This is a genomic window from Polyangium sorediatum (assembly GCF_029946465.1).
GTDB lineage: Bacteria > Myxococcota_A > Polyangia > Polyangiales > Polyangiaceae > Polyangium > Polyangium fumosum.
Genome location: NZ_JARZHI010000010.1, coordinates 78,453 through 98,571, shown reverse-complemented (window position 1 = coordinate 98,571; position 20,119 = coordinate 78,453). Strand labels below are relative to the sequence as shown.

At 67.8% G+C, this 20,119-nt stretch carries 14 protein-coding genes; 5 read left to right on the top strand and 9 right to left on the bottom strand.

Going from position 1 to position 20,119, the window contains the following annotated elements:
- Positions 1-188 precede the first annotated feature (188 nt).
- The 3 genes from tpx to QHF89_RS14495 form a co-directional block, all read right to left on the bottom strand.
- Positions 189-680, bottom strand: a complete 492-nt coding sequence (gene tpx / locus QHF89_RS14505) for a thiol peroxidase (RefSeq protein WP_136966798.1) — start codon at positions 678-680, stop codon at positions 189-191.
- A gap of 74 nt (positions 681-754) precedes the next feature.
- Positions 755-1,585, bottom strand: a complete 831-nt coding sequence (locus tag QHF89_RS14500; RefSeq protein WP_136966797.1) for an SDR family oxidoreductase — start codon at positions 1,583-1,585, stop codon at positions 755-757.
- 69 nt (positions 1,586-1,654) lie between these two features.
- A complete protein-coding gene (locus tag QHF89_RS14495; protein ID WP_136966796.1) occupies positions 1,655-3,466 on the bottom strand; it encodes a PD40 domain-containing protein in 1,812 nt (603 codons plus the stop codon).
- Between the two features lie 78 nt (positions 3,467-3,544).
- Between QHF89_RS14495 and QHF89_RS14490 the strand changes: the two genes are divergently transcribed.
- Entirely contained in the window at positions 3,545-6,988 is a 3,444-nt protein-coding gene (locus QHF89_RS14490) for a protein kinase domain-containing protein (RefSeq protein ID WP_284720482.1), read from the top strand.
- Positions 6,985-9,432: a magnesium-translocating P-type ATPase gene (gene mgtA, locus QHF89_RS14485; protein ID WP_284720481.1), complete on the top strand. Its 2,448-nt coding sequence runs from the start codon at positions 6,985-6,987 to the stop codon at positions 9,430-9,432. Before QHF89_RS14490 ends, mgtA begins: the two co-directional genes overlap by 4 nt.
- A 31-nt stretch (positions 9,433-9,463) precedes the next feature.
- Here mgtA and QHF89_RS14480 read toward each other — a convergent pair whose 3' ends face one another.
- Both QHF89_RS14480 and QHF89_RS14475 read right to left on the bottom strand, forming a co-directional pair.
- Positions 9,464-10,102: a macro domain-containing protein gene (locus tag QHF89_RS14480; protein WP_136966793.1), complete on the bottom strand. Its 639-nt coding sequence runs from the start codon at positions 10,100-10,102 to the stop codon at positions 9,464-9,466.
- A gap of 99 nt (positions 10,103-10,201) precedes the next feature.
- Complete coding sequence (locus QHF89_RS14475) at positions 10,202-11,137, bottom strand: ankyrin repeat domain-containing protein (protein ID WP_136966792.1); 936 nt, start codon at positions 11,135-11,137, stop codon at positions 10,202-10,204.
- A gap of 188 nt (positions 11,138-11,325) precedes the next feature.
- Here QHF89_RS14475 and QHF89_RS14470 point away from each other — a divergent pair, with 188 nt between their 5' ends.
- A complete protein-coding gene (locus tag QHF89_RS14470; RefSeq protein WP_136966791.1) occupies positions 11,326-11,610 on the top strand; it encodes a hypothetical protein in 285 nt (94 codons plus the stop codon).
- 66 nt (positions 11,611-11,676) lie between these two features.
- On the opposite strand, the gene QHF89_RS14465 is transcribed toward QHF89_RS14470, so the two are convergent.
- From QHF89_RS14465 to QHF89_RS14450, 4 genes are all read right to left on the bottom strand, one after another.
- Positions 11,677-12,183 (bottom strand): hypothetical protein, encoded by a 507-nt coding sequence (locus QHF89_RS14465; protein WP_136966790.1) that lies wholly within the window; start codon positions 12,181-12,183, stop codon positions 11,677-11,679.
- 344 nt (positions 12,184-12,527) lie between these two features.
- Entirely contained in the window at positions 12,528-13,295 is a 768-nt protein-coding gene (locus QHF89_RS14460; protein WP_136966789.1) for a class I SAM-dependent methyltransferase, read from the bottom strand.
- 76 nt (positions 13,296-13,371) lie between these two features.
- A complete protein-coding gene (locus QHF89_RS14455) occupies positions 13,372-14,859 on the bottom strand; it encodes a tetratricopeptide repeat protein (protein ID WP_136966788.1) in 1,488 nt (495 codons plus the stop codon).
- Positions 14,784-16,160, bottom strand: a complete 1,377-nt coding sequence (locus tag QHF89_RS14450; protein ID WP_136966787.1) for a hypothetical protein — start codon at positions 16,158-16,160, stop codon at positions 14,784-14,786. The genes QHF89_RS14455 and QHF89_RS14450 overlap by 76 nt, the downstream gene beginning before the upstream one ends.
- Before the next feature lie 585 nt (positions 16,161-16,745).
- Here QHF89_RS14450 and QHF89_RS14445 point away from each other — a divergent pair.
- A complete protein-coding gene (locus QHF89_RS14445) occupies positions 16,746-17,531 on the top strand; it encodes a hypothetical protein (protein WP_136966786.1) in 786 nt (261 codons plus the stop codon).
- Between the two features lie 113 nt (positions 17,532-17,644).
- Positions 17,645-20,101 (top strand): patatin-like phospholipase family protein, encoded by a 2,457-nt coding sequence (locus QHF89_RS14440; RefSeq protein WP_136966785.1) that lies wholly within the window; start codon positions 17,645-17,647, stop codon positions 20,099-20,101.
- The last annotated feature ends 18 nt before the right edge of the window (positions 20,102-20,119 follow it).

Genomic DNA, 20,119 nt, shown 5'->3' with positions numbered 1-20,119 from the left:
CGAGAACCACCGCAAGCGCAAGCTTCCTCATACGCCATCTCCCGTGGAGCGCCGGGCCGGCGCCTTCCAAGCAGGCGTGAGCACGACGCAATGCGCCAGATTGTCGAGGCGCCTGGAAGCGGCGTCAACTTCTGGAAATGTGTAATCTTTTTCGCAGGGAAGGCGGGCGGGGGGCGAGGCGGCGGAGATCAGCCGATGGCGGCGAGCGCGGCGTCGTAGTTCGGCTCCTGCGCGATCTCGGGGACGAGCTCGGCGTGCAGGACCTTGTTGTCGCCGTCGAGGACGAGCACGGCGCGCGCCGCGAGGCCGGCGAGGGGGCCGTCGGTGATCTCCAGGCCGTAATCCTTGCTGAACGAGGAGCGGAACGCGGAGAGCGTCTCGACGTTGGCGAGGCCCTCGGCGCCGCAGAAGCGCTTCTGCGCGAAGGGCAGGTCCTCGGAGATGTTCAGCACGGTCACGCCCTTCTTGGACGCGAACTCGTTGAACTTGCGGACCGAGATGGCGCAAACGGGCGTGTCGATGCTCGGGAAGATATTGAGGATCTTCTTGCCCGAGAACGTCGCGAGCGAGGCCCGGGCGAGGTCGCCCCGGAGGAGCTGGAAATCGGGCACCGCGCTGCCCTGCTTCGGCAGTTCGCCGGACGTGTGAATCGGATTGCCCTTCAGCGTGATCGTCGCCATGTGGATCGTCTCCCGGTTTGGTTTGGCGCGGAGTGTACACACAAGGGCGAACGCCACAAGGGGCGAACGTGACCCTACGTGATGTCCGGCAGACCCTCGACGCCCACGAGCTTCGTGCTGACTTCGTAGAGCCGGCGCTGGAGCGCGCGATCGTGCGACGCTTTCGACGAGGCCTCTTCGTGCTCGTCGGAGAAGTATTTGCAGGTGACCTCGGCGAGCGCAGGGTCGATCGCGAGCCGCACGGACGTCGCGGCCCCCTGCGCGACCGTGCCCCCGCCCATGCCGAAGCCGCTGCGCAAGAGCTTCGTGCCGATCACCCCCGGATGCAGCGCGTTCGAGGTGATGCGCGTCCCGGCGAGCCGCCTTCCCATTTCATACGCGAAGAGCACGTTCGCGAGCTTCGACGTGGCATACGCCGTATACCCGTGGAAATATCGCTCGGACGTGAGATCGCCGAATTCGATCTGCCCGCGGTTGTGGGCGATCGAGCTCACGGTGACGATGCGGCCGCCGTCGCTCGCGCGGAGCTTGGGGAGCAAGAGGTGCGTGAGCAGGAACGGCGCGAGGTGATTGACGGCGAACGTCATCTCGAATCCGTCCTCCGTGAGCTTCCGCTCGTGCATGAAGACGCCGGCATTGTTCAGCAGCACGTCGAGCCGCTCCACGCGGCCCGCGACCTCTGCGGCGAGCGCGCGGACGGAGGACATCGACGAGAGATCCGCGGCGACGGGCACGAGGTCGTTCGAATGGCTCTCCCGCGCGAGCGCTTCGCAGACCGCGTTCGTCTTGGCCGTGGTCCGCCCGTGCACGAGGACGCGGGCGCCGCGCCGAAGGAGCTCGAGCGCGGTCTGGCGCCCGATTCCGTCGGTCGCGCCGGTGACGAGGACGATCCGCTGCTGGGACATGATGCCGTTTACCTCTCCCGCACGCGGGAGCAAAAAGGAAGAAGGGTGTAAGGAGGGGGAATCAGACCGTCAAGGCGCGTTCGCGGGCTCCGGCGGCCCGGCGTCCTTGACCGCGACGGAACCGATGAGCGACATCGTGCGGCGCTCGTAGTTCGGGTCGTCGCTCGTGGACTCGAAGTAGATACGCGATCCGTCCTCGGAGAAAAGCGGATATCGCTCCTTCCAGGGGTTCTGCGTGAACCGACGGACGTGTTTTTGCTCCACGTCGAACAGGAACACGTCCCCGTGCCGGGTGAACGTGACGAGCTTGCCGTCGGGCGAAAAACTCGGGTTTTCGACCGACCCGATGTCGAAGCGCAGGAGCTTGCCCGCCTCCATGTCGAACATCGAAAGGCCCTGGGTCTCCATGACGAGCTTTTTGCCGTCGCGGCTCGCTTCGAGGGCCGAAAAGCGGTCGTGGGGGTCCACCTCGTAGAGCCGCGTCACGGCCGGCGGCGAGGCCCCGAGGTCGGCGACGTACAACGTCTGGTGCAGAGGCTTGAACGCGGCCTCGCCCGACGCCTCCTCGCTCGGCGCGGGCGCATCCTCCTGCAACCCCGGCATGTGCAGGAACGCGAGCCGGTTCGGGTCGAGCCAGGCGAAACCCGAGAAAAAGCCGCCCTCGGGCGCGCGCTCGTAGAGCGTCTTGCCGTCGTCGAGCGAGACGACGAGCAGGTTGCTCGGGCAATCGCGGCAGGGGCGATCATAAAGCGCGGTCGCCTTGCCGCCGGGCGCGACCTCGGGCGACGAGAATCGGTGATCCTCGTCGATCCGCAGGCGCCGCGCCTTGCCGTCGGGCTCGACCACGGTGAGCGTCTTCGCCCAGCCGAACAAATCTTCCGCGAACACCACGCGCCCGCCGTCCGGCGCGGCCGCCGGATAACTGAAGAGGTGATACCCGCTCCAGAGCAGCTTCCGTTCGCCGCCGGGCTTCCGCCATTCGAGCGTTTCGAGCCCCGTGATCCACGAGAGGTTCATCGTGCGCGGCGCGACGAAGGGCGTGATGTCGGCCGTCTTCACGAGAAACCCGGGCGCGGCCGAACCGCCGAGCGCGTCGTCCGCGCCGAGCACGCTGTGGTAGGTGACCTTCGCGGGGCCCTTGTCGAACTCCTTGCGGCGCTTCTCCAGGTCCTCGTACGTGCGCTGCGCGTCGCCGAGGCGACCGCCGCGGACCTCGACGTATTTTTTCGCCTTGGCGACGTGGTCGGCGAGCTTGATGTCGTTGCCCTGGAAAATGCTCTGGAGCGCCGGGTGCTTGACCAGGTGCGGGACGACCTGATCAAAGGCCTGGAGCGCGAGCGTGTCGGCGAGGCGGCGCAAGGCGTCGACCTTCTGCTTGCCGCCCGCCCAGCCAACGAGGCGGCCGCTCTGCGCGACCTCGTCGCGGACGTGGCGAACCTCGAACGAAGCGTCGGCGCGGACCTCGAAGTACCCGCCGGAGACCGGATGCTCGATCGTCTCGGGCGTGAGCTTGGCCTTGACGATGAACGCGGCGCGGAGCTTCTTCGCAGCCGCCTCGGGGCTCTCGGCCTCGCGCAGGACGTCGAGGACCTCGGGGTCCCCGGCGCGCACGGGCTCGAAGCCGATCGCGTCGAGGCGCTGGCAAAGCTCGTTCACGAGCCGCGCCGAGGCGCGCGAGCCGTCCCAGAAGTGCCCGTCGAGGTCCACGGCGACGATCACACGCAGCGGCTCGGGCTCGGCGAGCGAGCGCAAGCCGAAGAAGCCTGCTGCGCCCGCGAGCGCGGCGAACACGGCGGCGACGGGCCAGAAGCGGCGCTTCTTGGGGACGAGCTCCGGCGGGATCTCGGTCTCGGTCTCGGCAGGCTCGGCGGGAGTGGTCATGGCCGTCGTTCGCGCATAACCTCGCGGCGGGCCGGAGGCAATGGTAGCGTGGCCCGTCCGCGTCGGAGGGGGGAACCTATGCTCGGGATCGGGGAGACCCTGGGGGGGCGGTACGAGCTCGTGCGGCTCGCGGGGACCGGCGGAATGGGGGAGATCTACGAAGCGCGGGAGCGCTCGACGGGCAAGCGGCTCGCCGTGAAGGTGCTCCGGGCCGGCCGGGACGACGCGGCCGCGCGCTTCGAGCGGGAGACGGCGATCCTGTCCACGTCCTCGCACCCGCATATCGTGCGGTACGTGGCGCGCGGGGTGCTGCCGTCCGGAGAGCCTTGGCTCGTGATGGAGTGGCTGGAGGGGGAGGACCTCGCGAGCCGCCTCCGGCGGGGTCCGCTCGGCGTCGCCGAGGGCGTTCGATTGCTCCGCGCCGCGGCCGAGGCGCTCGGCGCCATGCACGCGCGGGGCGTCGTGCATCGGGACGTCAAGCCGGGCAACCTGTTCCTCGTCGGCGGGCGCATCGAGGGATTGAAGGTCCTCGATTTCGGCATTGCGCAGCTCCCCGGCGCGTCGCGGCTGACGGACACGGGGTTGATCCTCGGCACGCCCGGGTACATGGCCCCCGAGCAAGCGAGGGATCGTGAAGGGGTCGACGCCCGGGCCGACGTCTTTTCGCTCGGCGCGGTCCTCTTCGAATGCCTGACCGGGCAGCGCGCATTTCCGGGGGCGACGTTCCTGGCCGTCCTGAGCAAGACGCTCTTCGACGAACCCCCGCGGCTGCGGGCGCTCGTCCCTCGGGCGCCGGAGGGGCTCGAAATGCTCCTCGCGCGAATGCTTTCGAAACACCCGGAGGGCCGGCCGGCCGATGGGCGGGCCGTCGCTGCGGCCCTCTCGACGTCGTGGCTCGTCGACGACGCCCCGGCAAAGGAGGGCCCCCGGAGCGCGCTCACCGGGAGCGAGCGGCGCACGGTCGTGCGGCGGCAGGTCGCGGAGGGCCCGCGTTTGCTCCTCGGAAAACCGACGCCGTACGTGGGCCGGGAGCGCGACCTCGCGCTGGCTTTGCAGCTCTTCGACGAATGCGTGGAGGACGGGGTCGCGCAGGGCGTGCTCGTCGTGGCGCCACCGGGCATGGGCAAATCGCGCCTGGCCCACGAGTTCGTGCGGGAGCTGCGCGCGCGAAACGGGTTCCTTTCGATCTGGCACGCGCGCGCCGATCTGCTCCGGCAAAGCTCGGCGCTCGGCCTGCTCGGGCAGGCCCTCCGGAGCGCGTGCGGGCTTCGCGAAGGTCTGCCGCTCGAAGCGCGGAGGGAGGCGCTGCTCGCGCGCATCACCGAGCGCATGGGCCCCGCCGGGCGGCCCGTCGCCGAGATGCTCGGCGAGATCACCTCCGCGCCCTTTCCGGACGCGGAGAGCGCACAGCTCCGCGAGGCGCGCAAGAACGCCCAGCTCCTCGCCGATCGCATCCAGGACGCCTGGCTCTCCTTCGTGCAGGCCGAATGCAGCGCGGCGCCGGTGCTGCTCGTGCTCGACGACCTGCAATGGAGCGATCGGCCGACGGTGCAGCTCGTGGACGCCGCGCTGCGGGAATGCGGGAGCGCTCCGCTCTTCGTGCTCGCGCTGGCGAGGCCGGAGGTCCACGACGCCTTTCCGAACCTCTGGTCGAAGCGGCGTTTGTACGAGCTCCGGCTCCGCAAGCTCGGCCCGAAGGCGAGCGAGGAGCTCGTCCGGCACGTGCTCGGCGACGCGGCGTCCGAGGAGACCGTCACGCGCATCTGCGCCCTCTCCGACGGCAATGCGTTTTACCTGGAGGAGCTCATCCGCGCGGCGGAGGAGAAACAAACCACGCTCCCGGCGACCGTGGTGTCGATGGTGCAATCGCGGCTCGCGCAGCTCGACGGGCCGGCGCGGCGCATCTTGCGGGCGGCGAGCGTCTTCGGGGAGACGTTCTGGGCCGGGGGCGTCGCGGCCTTGCTCGGCGCGAGCCTCCACGCGTCCGAAATACAGGACGCGCTTGCGCGGCTCATGGACGGCGAGCTCATCGCAAAGGCGCACGAGAGCCGATTCCCTGGCGAGGAGGAATTCCGCTTTCGTCACGCCCTCCTCCGCGAAGGCGCGTCTTCGATGCTCCTCGGCGAGGACCGCGCGCTCGGCCACCTCCTCGCCGGAGCATGGCTCGAACGGCACGGCGAGCAGGACCCGACGGTGCTGGCCGAGCATTTCGAGCGCGGCGGCGACCTCGAACGCGCCTGCCAGTACCACACGCGCGCCGCCGAGCGATCCTTCGCGCGGTTCGACCTCGACGGCGTCTTCGCGCACGTGGAGCGCGGGGTCGCGTGCGGCGCGCGCGGCGAGGTGCTGCTCGCGCTCCGGAGCTGGCAGCTCATGGCGCACAATTTCCGAGGGAGCTTCACGGAGGAGGTGATTCGCCTGGCCGAGGAAGCGCGGGCGAAGGCGAGGCCCGGCAGCGCCGCGTGGTACCGGGTCACCCACGTCTTGTGCTCCCATTGCATGTTCACCGGTCAGCGGGAGTACGCCATCAGGCTCGCGAGGGAAATCGCCGCGACCTCACCCGACACCTCGGGGCGCGCCGTCGTGATGGAACTCCTCGTGATCGTCGTCGGGGGACTGGCCGCGGTCGGCGAGGGCTCGATTGCGCGCGACATGCTCGACTATTTGCAGCGCGTGGCGGATCGTTTGGAGGAGACAGACCTCCGCGAGCGCTGCCATGCCTGGCAAACCCGAGCGTGGTACCTCATGCTCCGGGACCAGGATCCCTGGAAGAGCTTCGTCCTCTTCCGGAAGGCCGCCGCAGGCTTCACGGAGGTGGGGGACCTCCGGCAAAAGGTGTTCGTGGAGAATGGGGCCACGGTCATGCTGTTCTGGATGGGGCAGCGTGAGGCGAGCATCGAGGGCGCACGAAAAATGCTGGTGCTCGCCCAGCGCGTGCGGGACCCGCTCGTGCGGGCATACGCCCAAAGCACGCTCCAATGGGCCCTGCTCGACGACGCTCGGCATATCGAGGAGCAGATCCGCATCTCGCGCGAGAACCTCCACGTCTACCCCGGGCCCAGCCTGTTTTCGGCGTTCTCCCACATCTGCCTTGCGAGCACCGCGCTCCACGAAGGCGACCTCGCGAGCGCCGAGGCGGAGGCCCGCCTGGCACGGGACAGCCTGACGACGATGCCGAGTTATCGTCTGCTCGCGTCGTCGTACCTCGTCACGGCGCTCCTCCGGCAGGGGCGCGCGGCCGAGGCGCGCGAAATGGCCGAGCAAGACCTCGGTCGGCTCGAAGGGCCCGGGAGCTTGGGCGTCGGCGAGAGTCGATTTCGTCTGGCCGTGGTGGAGGCCCGATGGGCCACGGGAGATACGGAGGCCGCGCGCGAGGCATGCATCGAGGCGAGGGAGCTGCTCGTCACGACAGCGGCGCGCATCGGTGACCCCGACTATCGGCGGAGCTTCCTCGAAGACGTGCCGGCGCATTGGAGGACGCTCGCGCTCGCGGAGCAGCTCGGCCTTGGGGAGGCGTCTTGAGCACGAACGAAGGGCTCTCACAGGCCGAAGCGTCGAAGCGCCTCGCGCTGCATGGGCGCAACGAGCTCCTCGGCGGGCGCCGCCGCGCGGCGATCGTGGAGTTCTTGGCTCGCTTCAAGAACCCCCTCCTTCTCCTTTTGCTCGCGGCGTGTGTCGTCTCGGCGGTGACGGGGGACCTCGGGAGCTCGACGATCATCATGATCATGGTCGTGCTCAGCGTGGTGCTCGATTTCCTGCAGGAGCACCGCGCCGGCCGCGCGGTCGAGGCGCTGCGCAAAGCGACGCGGGTCCACGCGACCGTCGTGCGGGACGGCGCGCCGCGCGAGGTGCCCATCGAGGAGATCGTGCCCGGCGACGTCGTGCTCCTCGCGGCCGGGGACCTCATCCCCGCCGATGGAACGCTGCTGGAAGCGCGCGACCTCTTCGTCAACCAGGCGCTCTTGACGGGCGAACCTTATCCCGTGGAAAAACATCCCGGGCCGAAGACGGACGAGGTCTTCATGGGCACGTCCGTGCTCAGCGGCAGCGGCAAGGCCGTGATCACACAGACGGGGACGAAGACGGCGGTCGGCAAGATCGGCGTCGCGCTCGCGGGAAAGCCGCCGCCCACCGCATTCGAGCTCGGCACGCGGAGTTTCGGGCTGCTCATCCTGCGCTTGGCGATGTGGATGGTGCTCTTCGTGCTGCTCGTGAACCTCGTCCGCGAGCGCACGTGGCTCACGTCGTTCCTGTTCGCGCTCGCGCTCGCGGTGGGCCTCACGCCGGAGCTGCTCCCCATGGTCGTCTCGGTGACCTTGGCGCGCGGCGCGCTGCGGATGTCGAAAAAGAAGGTGCTCGTGAAGCGGCTCTCGGCCATTCACGACCTCGGCAGCATGGACGTGCTCTGCACGGACAAGACGGGCACGCTGACCGAAGCGCGCATTCGCCTGGAAAAGCACCTCGACCCGCAGGGCCGGGACAGCCCGCGGGTGCTCGAGCTCGCGTACCTCAACAGCCATTTCGAGTCCGGCCTGCGGAGCCCGCTCGACGAGGCGATCCTGCGGCACGAGACGGTGGACGTCCGCGGCTGGGAGAAACTCGACGAGGTGCCCTTCGATTTCGAGCGCCGGCGCATCTCGGTGCTGGTCCGTCGAAATGGCGACACGCGGCTCGTCGTGAAAGGCGCGTTCGAGGAGGTCCTGCGGGTCTCGACGCGCTATGAGGGGGAGGGTCCCGAGGACGTCCGTCCCCTCGACGCGGCGGCGCGGCGCGCCTTGTTCGAGCGATTCGAGGCCCTCGGGCGGGAGGGATACCGCGTGCTCGGGATCGCCTGGAAAGCCGAGGCGCCCGCGTGCCAGCACGTGGTGAAAGGCGACGAGATGGAGCTCGTCTTCGCGGGGTTCGCGGCCTTCGAGGATCCGCCGAAGGAGAGCGCGGGCGCGGCGCTCCGCGCGCTTGCGGACGCGGGCGTGTCGGTGGTGATCGTGACGGGGGACAACGAGCACGTGGCCACGCACGTCTGCCAAAAGCTCGGCATTCCGGTGCGTGGATGCTTGACGGGGGCGGAGCTCGACACGCTCGACGTGCACGCGCTCGGGGCGCGCGTGGAGAGCGTGAACCTGTTTTGCCGGCTGAACCCGACGCAAAAGAACCGGGTGATCCTCGCCTTGAAGAAACGAGGGCGGGTGGTCGGGTATCTCGGCGACGGGATCAACGACGCGCCGTCCTTGCATTCGGCGGACGTGGGGATTTCGGTGGACAGCGCGGTGGACGTGGCGAAGGAGGCGGCGGACATCCTCCTGCTCGAACGGGACCTCTCGGTGGTGGCGGAGGGGATCGTCGAGGGGCGCCGGACGCTCGGCAACATCCTCAAATACATCCTGATGGGGACGAGCTCGAACTTCGGCAACATGTTCAGCATGGCCGGCGCGTCGCTCTTCCTGCCGTTCCTGCCGATGCTGCCGGCGCAGATCCTCTTGAACAATTTCCTGTACGACCTCTCGGAGCTGCCCATCCCGACGGACCGGGTGGACCCGGACTTCGTGGCCCGCCCGCACCGGTGGGACATGCCGTTCATTCGCCGCTTCATGCTGGTGATCGGGCCCGTGAGCTCGATCTTCGATTTTGCCGCCTTCGCGCTGCTGCTCCACCTCTTCCAAGGAGACGAGCGGTTGTTCCAGACGGGCTGGTTCGTCGAATCGCTGGCGACGCAGGTGCTCGTGATTTTCGTGATCCGGACGCAAGGGAGCGCGCTGCGGGGAAGGCCGAGCCGGGCGCTCTTCGGGACGAGCCTTTTCGTGGTGGCGCTGGCGGTGTTCCTTCCCTTCACATCGCTCGGGGCGAAGGTGGGCTTCGCGCCGCTGCCGCCGGTGTTTTTCTTGATGCTGGTCCCGCTCGTGGCGGCGTATCTGGTGACGGTGGAGGTCGTGAAGCGGTGGTTTTATCGGCGGTTCGGGTGGGCTTGAGACGCCGCCGCGCGAGCGAATCGACGCGCGTTCACGCGCGAAGCCGGCTATCCTCCTCCATGGCTTCGTACAGCGAATAGGGGAGCGTGGGCCGTCGGCCGATGACCTGGTTCCACGCCTCCCGCATCTGCCGCGCGCAGCGCGCGGGCGGCATGCGCCCGACGCCTGTCGCGAGCCCCGGACAGAGCACCGACCGAATGGGCTCGGCCGCGCTCTCGTTGTGCGAGAGCACCACGAGCAGCGCCGCGCGCATCGCGAGATACGCATGGACGGTGTCGCTCACGTCCGCGGGGACGCGCATGGTGGGCGCGCTGATGCACCAGGGAATGGCGGCGTGTCCCGTCGGAACGACGATGGCCTGGCCCACGGGAAGCTCACCGCCGAATCGCGATGCGAGCGTCGCCCGCAATCGAGCTTCGAGCTCGGGACCGAGGTGGTGCGTGTACACCGCGTCGATGCCGCCATCCATGAAGCCAAAACTATTGGCGGGGCTCACCACGGCGTCCGCGTGTACGTCGATGGCATCCTTCGCCGTGACCGGGCCGGGTCGATCGAAGAAAATATCCCCGTACGAGACGGTGACGCCCGGCACGCCGGCGAACTCCTCGCGCCAGGCCTGCACGAGGGGTTCGCTCAAGGATCGGAGGTGAATGGCGAGGGTGAGGGTCATGGGTGGAACGAGGAGGGGAGCGGTGGTGTGATGGGCGGTCCGGGTGGGCCTGAACGGCCGCCGCGTCCCGCGGGGATTCCATGCGGTATCAGAATGCGATCAAGTTTTCCGTCCCTCGTCAAGCATCTTCCACGTGTGAGCGCTATGTCCACTGGAGTTTACCTGATGGGGATCTGCTCCGAGATTCAGCAGGGCATCAAATAGCTTCGGATCGTGAACCGCATGCATGAGCGCCGTGTTTCCCTGGTGATTGGCCTCGTTCACACGCGCCCCATGCCGAACGAGCAGCGCGGCAGCTCGAGGCGTCGATGCGAGGAAGAGCGCCGTGAGCCCTTTTTCGTCCCTCGCGTTGGGATCGCCGCCTTTCAACAGAACAAGCTCCGCCAGCGCTTCGAGGGTCACGTTCTCCGGACGGGAGGGGGGATCGGCACGGATCTGCTCGATCAGGTGATGAAGAGGCGTTCGTCCGATGGCGTCACGAGCGTGCACCAGCGTCGGCTCTTCTCGAATCAACCGGGCGAGAATCTCGACGTCGCTCGGCTCAGCGCGAAAGGCCCTCCTGACGAGCTTGGTCAAGAAACGCCGTAGCGACCGAGCCCGATCCGGCACGTGCGTGATTTGCGTCGCGACCGCTTCCGCATACGTCATCGGACCTTCACAGCCGTATCGCTCGATCCACCGGGCCAGATGCTCCGGCGTCGATTCGCTTACCCGTTCAGCTCTTCGAACGACACTCTCCACCAGGTCGACCTCGAATTCGACGGACGGAAGAATAACGTTGCCCCCGACGTCGAGCTCGTCGAAGAGAGCCGGGCACTGGATGCAATGCGTGTAGATGGCGATTCGGTCGGTCAATGGCAGCTCGATTCGTTCTCCCTCGAAGCCGGGTGTTCCGTCGAGCCTCGCAGCCAAGGTCCAGGAGCCCATGGTGCAGCCGAGATCTTGCGTCTGCCACTCGGCCTGCATGAGGTCGTGTCCTTCGGAGCATGTCCAGCCCTGGAGCCCCTTCACGCGCACCGTATCGTAGAGTCCCATGACGTCGCCCGCACCCTACCATGCCCCGACCGGCAGGTCCGCCTCGGCGCCGCGCAAAACATGCCAGCCATCCCACTCGCTCCTTCGCGCCCGGCGCGACGAGCGGCTGCTCCAGACGGGGGACGTGTGGTTTCCGTACGTCGCAGGGCCGTTCGCCCTGGCATGCGAGCTGCCCTTCGGAACGCACGATGACCAAAACACGAATGTTCATGGCCCTCCTGGCCGGCGCGAGCGTGCTGCTCGTCGCGACCCTCGGGAACGCGCTACCCGCCTACAGGATCATGCGATACTATTATTCCTCCAGCAGTTATACGACCGTCGTGGGGCGCGAGACGGTCATCACCTGCTACGGCGTGCCAAGGGGCAACACGCTGCGCGGGATACGCACGAACCATATCTGCGAGATCGAGATCTGGTGCGGGGCAGGAAACCCGCCCTCGCCCCCGGAGCGGATCTGCGAGAGCGTCGAGTGACGCGGGCGGCGCCTCTCAGGGAAGGACGTCCTCGGGCAAAACACCCCGACGAGGCCAGATCGGTCCTCAGCGGTGCGGCGGCGGCAACATGGCGCACGCCGTCGACCTGGTCGTGTCGAGGGCACCGAGCACCGCGCTATCGTTGAGAAACAACGCGCGAATCAATGTCTGGTGCTCGTGCCCGAGGTCGATCCGCACCCTGACGCGCTGGCAGTGGTGGAGCGTGCCAGAGGGCAACGAGAGCGAGACGAACCCCCGTTTTCCTGGAGCGATCCTGCCGCCCAACACGAACCCTCCTCCGGCCGTGGGCCCGTAGATCACCCCCTTGACCACGGTGTCACCGATCGCGACCGACATCGTAGCGTTCGACCTGTCCCATGCCCCCGTGCCTGTGTTCTTGATGAAGATGTGGACGCTCTGGGCGTAGCTTCCCGTGACGTCGTCATTCACGACTTCGGTGAAACGGAGACCGGTCGGGACGAGGTCGACCCCGAACAATGCCCACGCTCGTGTCGGTGACATGCCCATGGCGACGAAGGCCGCCCCGGCGAACCACGCGATCTGTGTTTTCATGATTTCCTCCCCCAGGGCACGAGGATGCCCTTTCTTCTCGTCGGCCGCGCTGCGCGCCGGCCGGAGAACGAAGACCCTACGCGTGTTCCATCGAGGCGCGCCGGCCGAGCGTCAAGGACAGCCGCCGCGTGGCGCGCGTTCGATGCCCTCGAAAGGGGCGTGTTATCCACGGAAAGAACGGACGCCGTGCCGGCGGTCATCGGGAGCGGGACGAGCAAGCATGGACGGTGTCGCTCACGTCCACAGGAACGCGCATGGGGGGCGCGCGGATGCAATCCATGGAGAGGACGGATGGGCGCACGCGTGGCTGTACCCGATCCGACCGCCCTCCAGGATTCGCGCGGTCAAGAAGGCAGGTTGAGGACGAGCCGCAGGCCGGCGTCGTATTCGTCGAGCGTCCGCAAGTGGCCATGGCGCGCATCCCACGTGCCGTCTGCGAGGTCGCGGCGCACCGCGGTCACCACGCGATGCACGACCGCGGGTTCCATCCGGGCAAAACCCGAGGTGGCGTTGCGCGCGTCCTCCTCGAGCACCCGCTCGGGATGCGCCCAGAACGACATCAGCGTCCAGTCGGAGGTGTCGCGCGGAATGGGCACCGCCACGATTTCGGTGCGGCCGCCGAGCCAGGCGGCGAGCTGTGCGGGGCGGGGGAAGGTCCGATGGTCGAGCGCCGCGACCTCGGGCAGATAATCGGCCATCAGCCACATCGCGCCGCTGACCTCCGGATCACAGGTGACGATGACCACGGGTCCTGTCGCGACCCGTCGCAGCTCGCGCACGCCCCGCTCCTGCCCTTCATCCCAGTGGTGGAGGGACAAGACGGTCATGGCCGCATCGACGCTGCCATCACGCAGCGGGAGCGAATCTGCCGTCGCCCGAATCGCAGGGGCGAGCTCGCGCGGGCGCTGTCCGGCCATGACATCACTCGGCTCGATGGCCACCACGTGGCGGTCGCGCGGCTCATACGACCCGGCCCCCGCGCCGACATTGACGACGGTGCGCGCCGGACCGAGCGCCGCCAGGATGCGATCCCGCAGGCGCGGGTCTTCCTTGCGGGTATGGGCGTAGCCTTGGCCGATGTGGTCGTAGCGGGGCGTGGAAAGGGGGGGCATGGTGGTTGTCCGTCAGGACTACTACCGCGTCATCGTCGGTGCAACGTGCCGTGCGCCCAGGCAGAACCATTCCTTCTCATCCGCTGCCCTGACTCCTGCCTTCGGCCTGAGCGGCCGCCGCATCCTCGAGGGATTGGATGTATGCGAAGCGCTTGTAGGCGCGGCTCATGTAGGGGCTCGACAGGGAGGGGATGCTTTTTTCGATCTGGAAGGCGCGCTCGGCGAGGCGTTTGGCTTCGTCAAAGTCACCCTTCTGGGCGAGGACTTCGGCGAGGTCGCCGTAGAGGCCACCGAGGAAGGGGTCGTCGGGGCCGAGGCGCACCTCGGCGACACGAATCGCCTTACGAAGATTGGACACGGCCACATCGAATTTCCCCTGGCGGGACTGGACCAGCGCAAGCCCCCGGAGCGCATTGGTGTGCTCCACACTCCCGATGCTGACCTCTCCAATGAACCACGAAAGAGCCCATATGCTCGCATCGCCAAGCTCTCCTCGGTGGAGCGCGTCCTTGGCGGAAAAGAATGCGGCCCAGGCTCGCTGCGCTTCATTAATGTCAGGCCGACGCTCCTCTCGATGCCGAAATCCTCCCCGCCATAGGATCGAACGCCAAAAGATGCTCAACACTGGATAGGCATGACGTTCGACCAGGGCCACCGCTGCTGCGCCGGGATCGGTGGCGCTCTGCATCACCGCCTGAAGATCCGGCTCGGAGACGCCGCACCGCAAGGCGAATGCTACGACATCGACCGCATCCGGCTCTAGCCCCGCGAGCGCGACGAGACGCCCCGGAGCATGTGTCCCCAGGGCCGCAACGATCGCGCGTGCCTTGTCCAGGGCGCTACAACGGCCGTCGAGCGTCCAATTGCTGAAGCTGTCCCAAAACACCCGGGTCCTGATACGCAACTCGTGTAGCGCTTTCTCAGCCCTCTCCCTGGCGAACGGCTCCTTGACGTCACGCAATACAATCCACGCACACCCGGCGCTGCGTATCGCCTGGACGAGCTCCTTATAGGAAAGGCGCGCGCTCAAATGAACGAGCCGTCTCCCCGGCAGCGCCACCCGAAAACACTCCTCCAGGTTGTCCCCCACCCACGCAATCCCTGGCGCTCGCGCACAAAGCGCCGACCGAATCCCGAACACCGCATGCATCGGCACCCCCGGCGGGCACTCGTGCCGATGCGATATCCAATCGAAGAAATCGACCGCCTTCTGCGCAAGCGCGACCGACGTCTCCGCCTCACACCACAGGATCACCTTGAGCTTCCGCCGCGCGAACACCGGCCGCTGCTGGTTCAGCCAGTCCGCATCCTCCGCCCGCGGCGCCAGGACCATCACCGCGCCCTCCGGCACCTCGTACACGGCCCGCACGTCCGTATAGACCTCGACGTCCGGATACGTCGGCAGGAGCGCGAGGACGAGGTCGCGCAGCCGCTCCGGGCGCGCGTGGTCCACGAGGACGAGCAGGCCCCGGCCCTCGCCCGCTAGCTTCAGCTCGCGGAGGATGGCGTCGAGCCAGGCTCCTTCACGAGGTGCATCGTCAGGAGGGGGTGCGGGTAGAACCATTCCGACTCATTGGGGTACGGGAGAAGCGTGCCATACGTCAGAAGCTCCTGCGCGAGCGGATGCTCCGGCAAACGGTGCTCGGGATCGGCGGCGACCTGCTCCAGCATGTGGATGTGCCCCATGTGCAGGCCCATCTCGCGCTGCCGCCGCATCGTGTCCAGCACGCCCTTCACGGTCTTCTCGGACGCGACCGGCTCCTCGGCGTCCCAGGCTTGTTCTGCCACCGCCTGCACGAAACGGATGAAATCCCGAGCCCGTCCGCCCGAACGATAGGCGAGCCGCTGAAGAAGGTCGTCGGGGATGAGCCTCTGCTTGTTCCTTTGCTGGATGTGCTCGACCCGGCGGTCGAAGAGCTTGCAGAAGAACTCGACCCCCGGACCCGGCTTTCGGGGATCCGCTTGGAGAAGGACCGGCTCGTTCACGAGGACGCAGACCGCACTCCAGCCCCGAACCGCCGCCGTGGACGGGTGATGCCGCAGCGCAAAGGGGCCGCAGACGATGCTCGGACATTCGAGCTTCGAGATGATCTGCGAATCGACGAAGAGCGCCTTGGCCCGCTCGATGTCACGAATCCGATCGAGGCCGTCGATGACGAAGAGCACCGGGCGGCTCTTGCGGCGCGCCTCGGTGACGAGGTTGTTCACGCACCCGAGCAGCGTCTGCATGTCGGGGTCCTGATCCGGCAATTCGCGCGCGCTGCGGCCCACGGGCAAGCTCAATTTGAGCGCGCCGAACGCCTCCGCGACGAGCTTGCCCATCACGGGCACCGCCGCGGCCGGCGCGCCCGTCGCCATCGCCACGCCGCCCGAGGCCACCGTGAGCAGCGCTTTCGTCAAGACGCCCACGTCGACCTCGGCGGCCCTCGGCGTCTCGGTCCGCCGCGCCGCCCGGGACCAAGCCTCGGCGAAATCTCGGACGAGCGCCTCCGGTAGCTCCATCCCGCATTGCCGGCGAAACTCCGCGATGAGGTGCAGGCCCGCGAGGAAACAGACCTCCCACGGGCTCACTTTCTGGAGCGCGTTCGGGTCCTGGACGACCTCGGAAAAATGCCGTTCGAGGTCCAGGAACACGACGAGCTCGATCCCGCGGCGCTGCTCGGCGAGCCGCAAAAGCTCGGTCGTCTTGCCCGTCCCCGTCGTCCCGGTGAAGAGCACGCGCGGCGTGCCGAACGTCCGCCCGAGGGCCTTCACGATCTGCATGACAGGGCCATCGGTCCGATCCACGCGAATCCGGCTGTCGTACGCAGGCTGCTCGGGATCGAACAGCTTGTAGACCTCCTCCCAGTCCTGCCTCGCCGACATGCCCCGCACCCTACCATGCCCCGACCGGCAGGTCCGCCTCGGCGCCGCGCCAAACACCCCGGACCGCTCGCTCCTTCGCACCCGGCGCGTCGCCAGGTTCCGCCCGGATCCCCCGGACCTCTCCGCGGCGCGCAGCCTGGCCTCCCTCCTGCCGCCCCGACCTCCGCCTGGCGCCTCGCCAAGCCCCTCCCCTCCCCTCCCGACCTCCCCCCGGCGCCTCGCCAAGCCCCTCCCCTCCCCTCCCGACCTCCGCCCGGCGCCTCGCCGAGCCCCTCCCGGACCGCTCCGACCCCGGCCTGGCGCTTCGCCGAGCCCCTCCCGGACCTCCCCGACCTCCGCCTGGCGCCTCGCCCAGCCCCTCCCGGACCGCTCCGACCTCCGCCTGGCGCTTCGCCGCTCCGTTCTGGAGCACCCCGCTCCATTTTGGAGCGCTCACCGCTCCGTTTCGGATCACCCGCCCCCCGCGCCCGACCCGCGCCCCCTTCTTTTCCGCCCCATTTCACGCTGGCATCCGACTTGCCATATCGATCCCTCGAAGCCCGCCGCGCGGCATTCCGCCGCGCTCGGTTCAACGAGGTATTTCCCGTGCCGACGAATCATTCTCCCGCCAAGCTCTCCCGCGCCGAAAAAGCCACCATCGGCCGCCAGGTCCACGACAACCTCCTCCTCCGCGCCCAGAAAGGCCCGCCCGAGCCCGCGCTCGACGCCTTCATCCCCCAGCTCGACGCCACGACGACGCGCCTCGAAGCGCACGTCGCCGGCAAAGACGAGACGAGCGCCGCGCGCGCCGCGCATGCCGACCGCAGCGAGAAGGCCGATATCGAGGTCGATACCATCGGCCGGCACATCGAGGGGTTCATCGACGTCGAGGGCAGCCGCCGGGCAGGTCCCTACGTCGTCTCGGCGCGCGCCCTCCATACCGCCGCGTTCCCGCGCGGGCGCGCATTCCTCGACGATCACGTGCCCGACGAGAACCGGGAGGTCCGGCGAATCCTCGCCGTCCTCCGCGCACCGGAGCACGCTGCGACGCTCGCGGGCATTTCGTTTCCCATGGAATGGATCGAGCGGCTCGAGTTCGCGGTCGGAGAGAGTGACCTCGCGCTCGCGGAGAGAGCCACGGCGCGCGGCGCGGTCGGCGACCATGTCAGCCTGGGGAAGGAGGCGGAGGCCGCGTGGGTCGACGTGGTCGGGCGGCTGCGCAAATACCTCGAATGCCGCGTGCCGGCGGGGCACGTCGAGGTCGCCCGCGAGAATCGGGGCCTGCTCGCTCCCCTGAATGACGCGATCGCCCATGCGAAGGCCGTCGCGGCGAGCCGCGCGACGCGGAGGGGGAAGAAGGCGGTCCCGCCCGACGCCGAGACGACCGGCTGATTCCCCTCCCTCGGAGTACGAGTTCGCTTAGGCAACTTGACGAGGAGCGCATCACACATGTAGCGTGGAAGACTTCTACAGGTCCGTTCTGGACAACAGGAGTCTTCCACACCATGCACATCACGACCCGCATCACACCGCTCCTGCTCCCGGGGCTCGTCTCGGCATGTTTGTCGTTGCCCCCGCAGCCACCGGGCCCGGAGCAGGCGCCCCCCACCTCCCGCCCTCCACCAGAGCAGCCCACAAAGGAAACGCCTTCCGATGCGCATCGCTACGGGCTCACCGTCAGCGGCGGCATCAGCCTCGGCGCTTATGAGGCAGGGCTCAACTGGGCCCTCGTCCGGGGACTCCGCGCACGACGTTACGAGGCAAGCGAACTCGGTCCCCCCGCGACGCTCACCGCGGTGACGGGCGCGTCGGCAGGGAACATCAATGCGCTCCTCACAGCCATCTCGTGGTGCAAGGTGGAGGACGAGGAGGTCGACGACAATATTTTCGAGCAGACGTGGCTCGACGTCGGCTTCGAGCGGCTCGCCCCCGAGTCCCTTTCCTGCAGCGAGTTTCAAGAGAAGTTCGACCCTGCCGCGGAATGCAAGACGGACGATGTCTACGACCCCGACGATGGACTCCTGACCCGCAAGGCGCTGGTGGCCGCGGAGCGACACGTGATCGCCACGCTCGCGCAGGGCCATTTCATCAAGACGTGCGAATTGCCCTTCGGCGTGACGGTCAGCAAGGAGACCCCCGTCATGACGAATCTCGGGAAAAATGGCACGCACAAGATCCCCACCCAACGGCTGGCCGTCCTCCTGCAAGCAAGGCCCACGAGCGACGGCTCGTCCCTCCGCATTCAGCAGTTCGATCGGCAGGGTTTGGCGCCTGAAGCGCTCTTTGGTGAGATCCTTCGCCTGCCGACCGCGGGAGGCGCGGTGCCAGACAATACGCTGATGGCCGTGGTCGAGGCGTCGAGCGCATTCCCCATCGCCTTCGGGCCTGTCAAGCTCCATTATTGCAAACCGACCGACGGGCCGACGTCCTGCACGGGGCTCGGGAAATTCTTCGACGGCGGCCTCTTCGACAACCTCCCCATCGGCATCGCCATGGGCCTGTCCGGCCTGTCGGGACGAATTCTCTTTGATCCTGTCCAGGCCGAGGTGCTCGCGGGAGATCCCTCGCTGGCCCCGGAGTTTCTGTACATCGACTCCGACGTCGTCCGGGCGGCCCGTCCCACGGCCGAGATCGACGACAAGAAATCGGCAGGCTGGCCCCTGATCACCAGCTTGCTCGGCAACTTCGTCAATGTCTCGCGCAAATACGAGCTACAAATGCTGGCGCGCGCGAACATCCCGGAAGGCACGGCCCGACTCACGCCGGTCACGCGACTCGTGCCCATCATGGGCCAGCATCTCGCCGCATTCGGCGCTTTCGTCGCCAAGCCCTTCCGACAGCACGACTATTACGTAGGCGTCTATGACGGGATCTACGCCCTGGCAGACCGGCGGTGCGAGGCTCTGAAAGATAGGCAGGGGAGCGTCGACGAGATGCACGAACAGTGCATCGCCCTGACCGTACGCGCATTCCACGACCGCCTTGGGCTCGACGGGACGTCGCAGGGACCGAGGACCGCGAGCGCCGTCGTGCGGAAACTCCTGCGCCGCGAGCTCCTGCGCGCCATGGGGAGCCGCGAGGCCGCCGAGAGCGTCCTCCGTCGGACGAAACAACTCGCGTGGGCCACGGAGAAGGTCGAGGGCCCGGACCCGTGGATCCTGGAGCTGCTCGAAGCCAACCTCAGGCTCGACGACGAGATGCACGACCTCCGCCGAGAGCCGCGCGACCTCGATATAGCGGCATTCGATCAGGTCGTCCGCGAGGTGCAGGAGTCCTTCTCCAAGGACGATTCGCTGAGCAAATCGGACAGGGCGTTTTTCGCTGATCCCGACCACTGGATCCAACAACTCGTAAAGCGCCTCAGCATACGGGCGCTCGCCGTGAGCGAGAGGGACGGGGACGACACGGGAAAAAAGATCTTCGGAGGGGCGGGCTTCCTCGTCCACACGCTGTCCGAGCCGCCGCGAGAGTTCTACGGAAACGCGACGACCATCCCGCATGGCGGTGGGCTCTGGTGGAGAATGTTGCTTCCGTACGAGGTCACGGCGCGGATCCCGGGCGGCGTGGAGCTTGGCCTGCGCGTCAACCGGTACTTCACGTCTGGCATGGGAATGACGCTGGCGCTTCGCCCTCTGTCCTGCTTCGACGGCACGTGGTGTTCCGATGCCAGCGCGGTTGGAGGGCGCGTCGGTCTGGGGTTCCTCAAGATGTTCCACGTCGCCGGGATCCCGTCGCCCCTCGATATCGGCGGCTATGCGCGAGTCCTCTACACGACCCCGACGGACGTCGAGAACCGCGTAAGCGGCGGTCTGGAACTCGGCTTTCAGCCATTCCGCTACCTCCGGGTGTCCACCGAGCTGGACCTCGTGAACCTCGTCAATGGCGCGCCCCATAGCTGGTCGGTGCGCCTCGGGCTCGCCGACATTCCAAGTCTCATTTATTGGGGCGTTCGTTCCTTCTGAAGGAGGTGCAGCATGCGT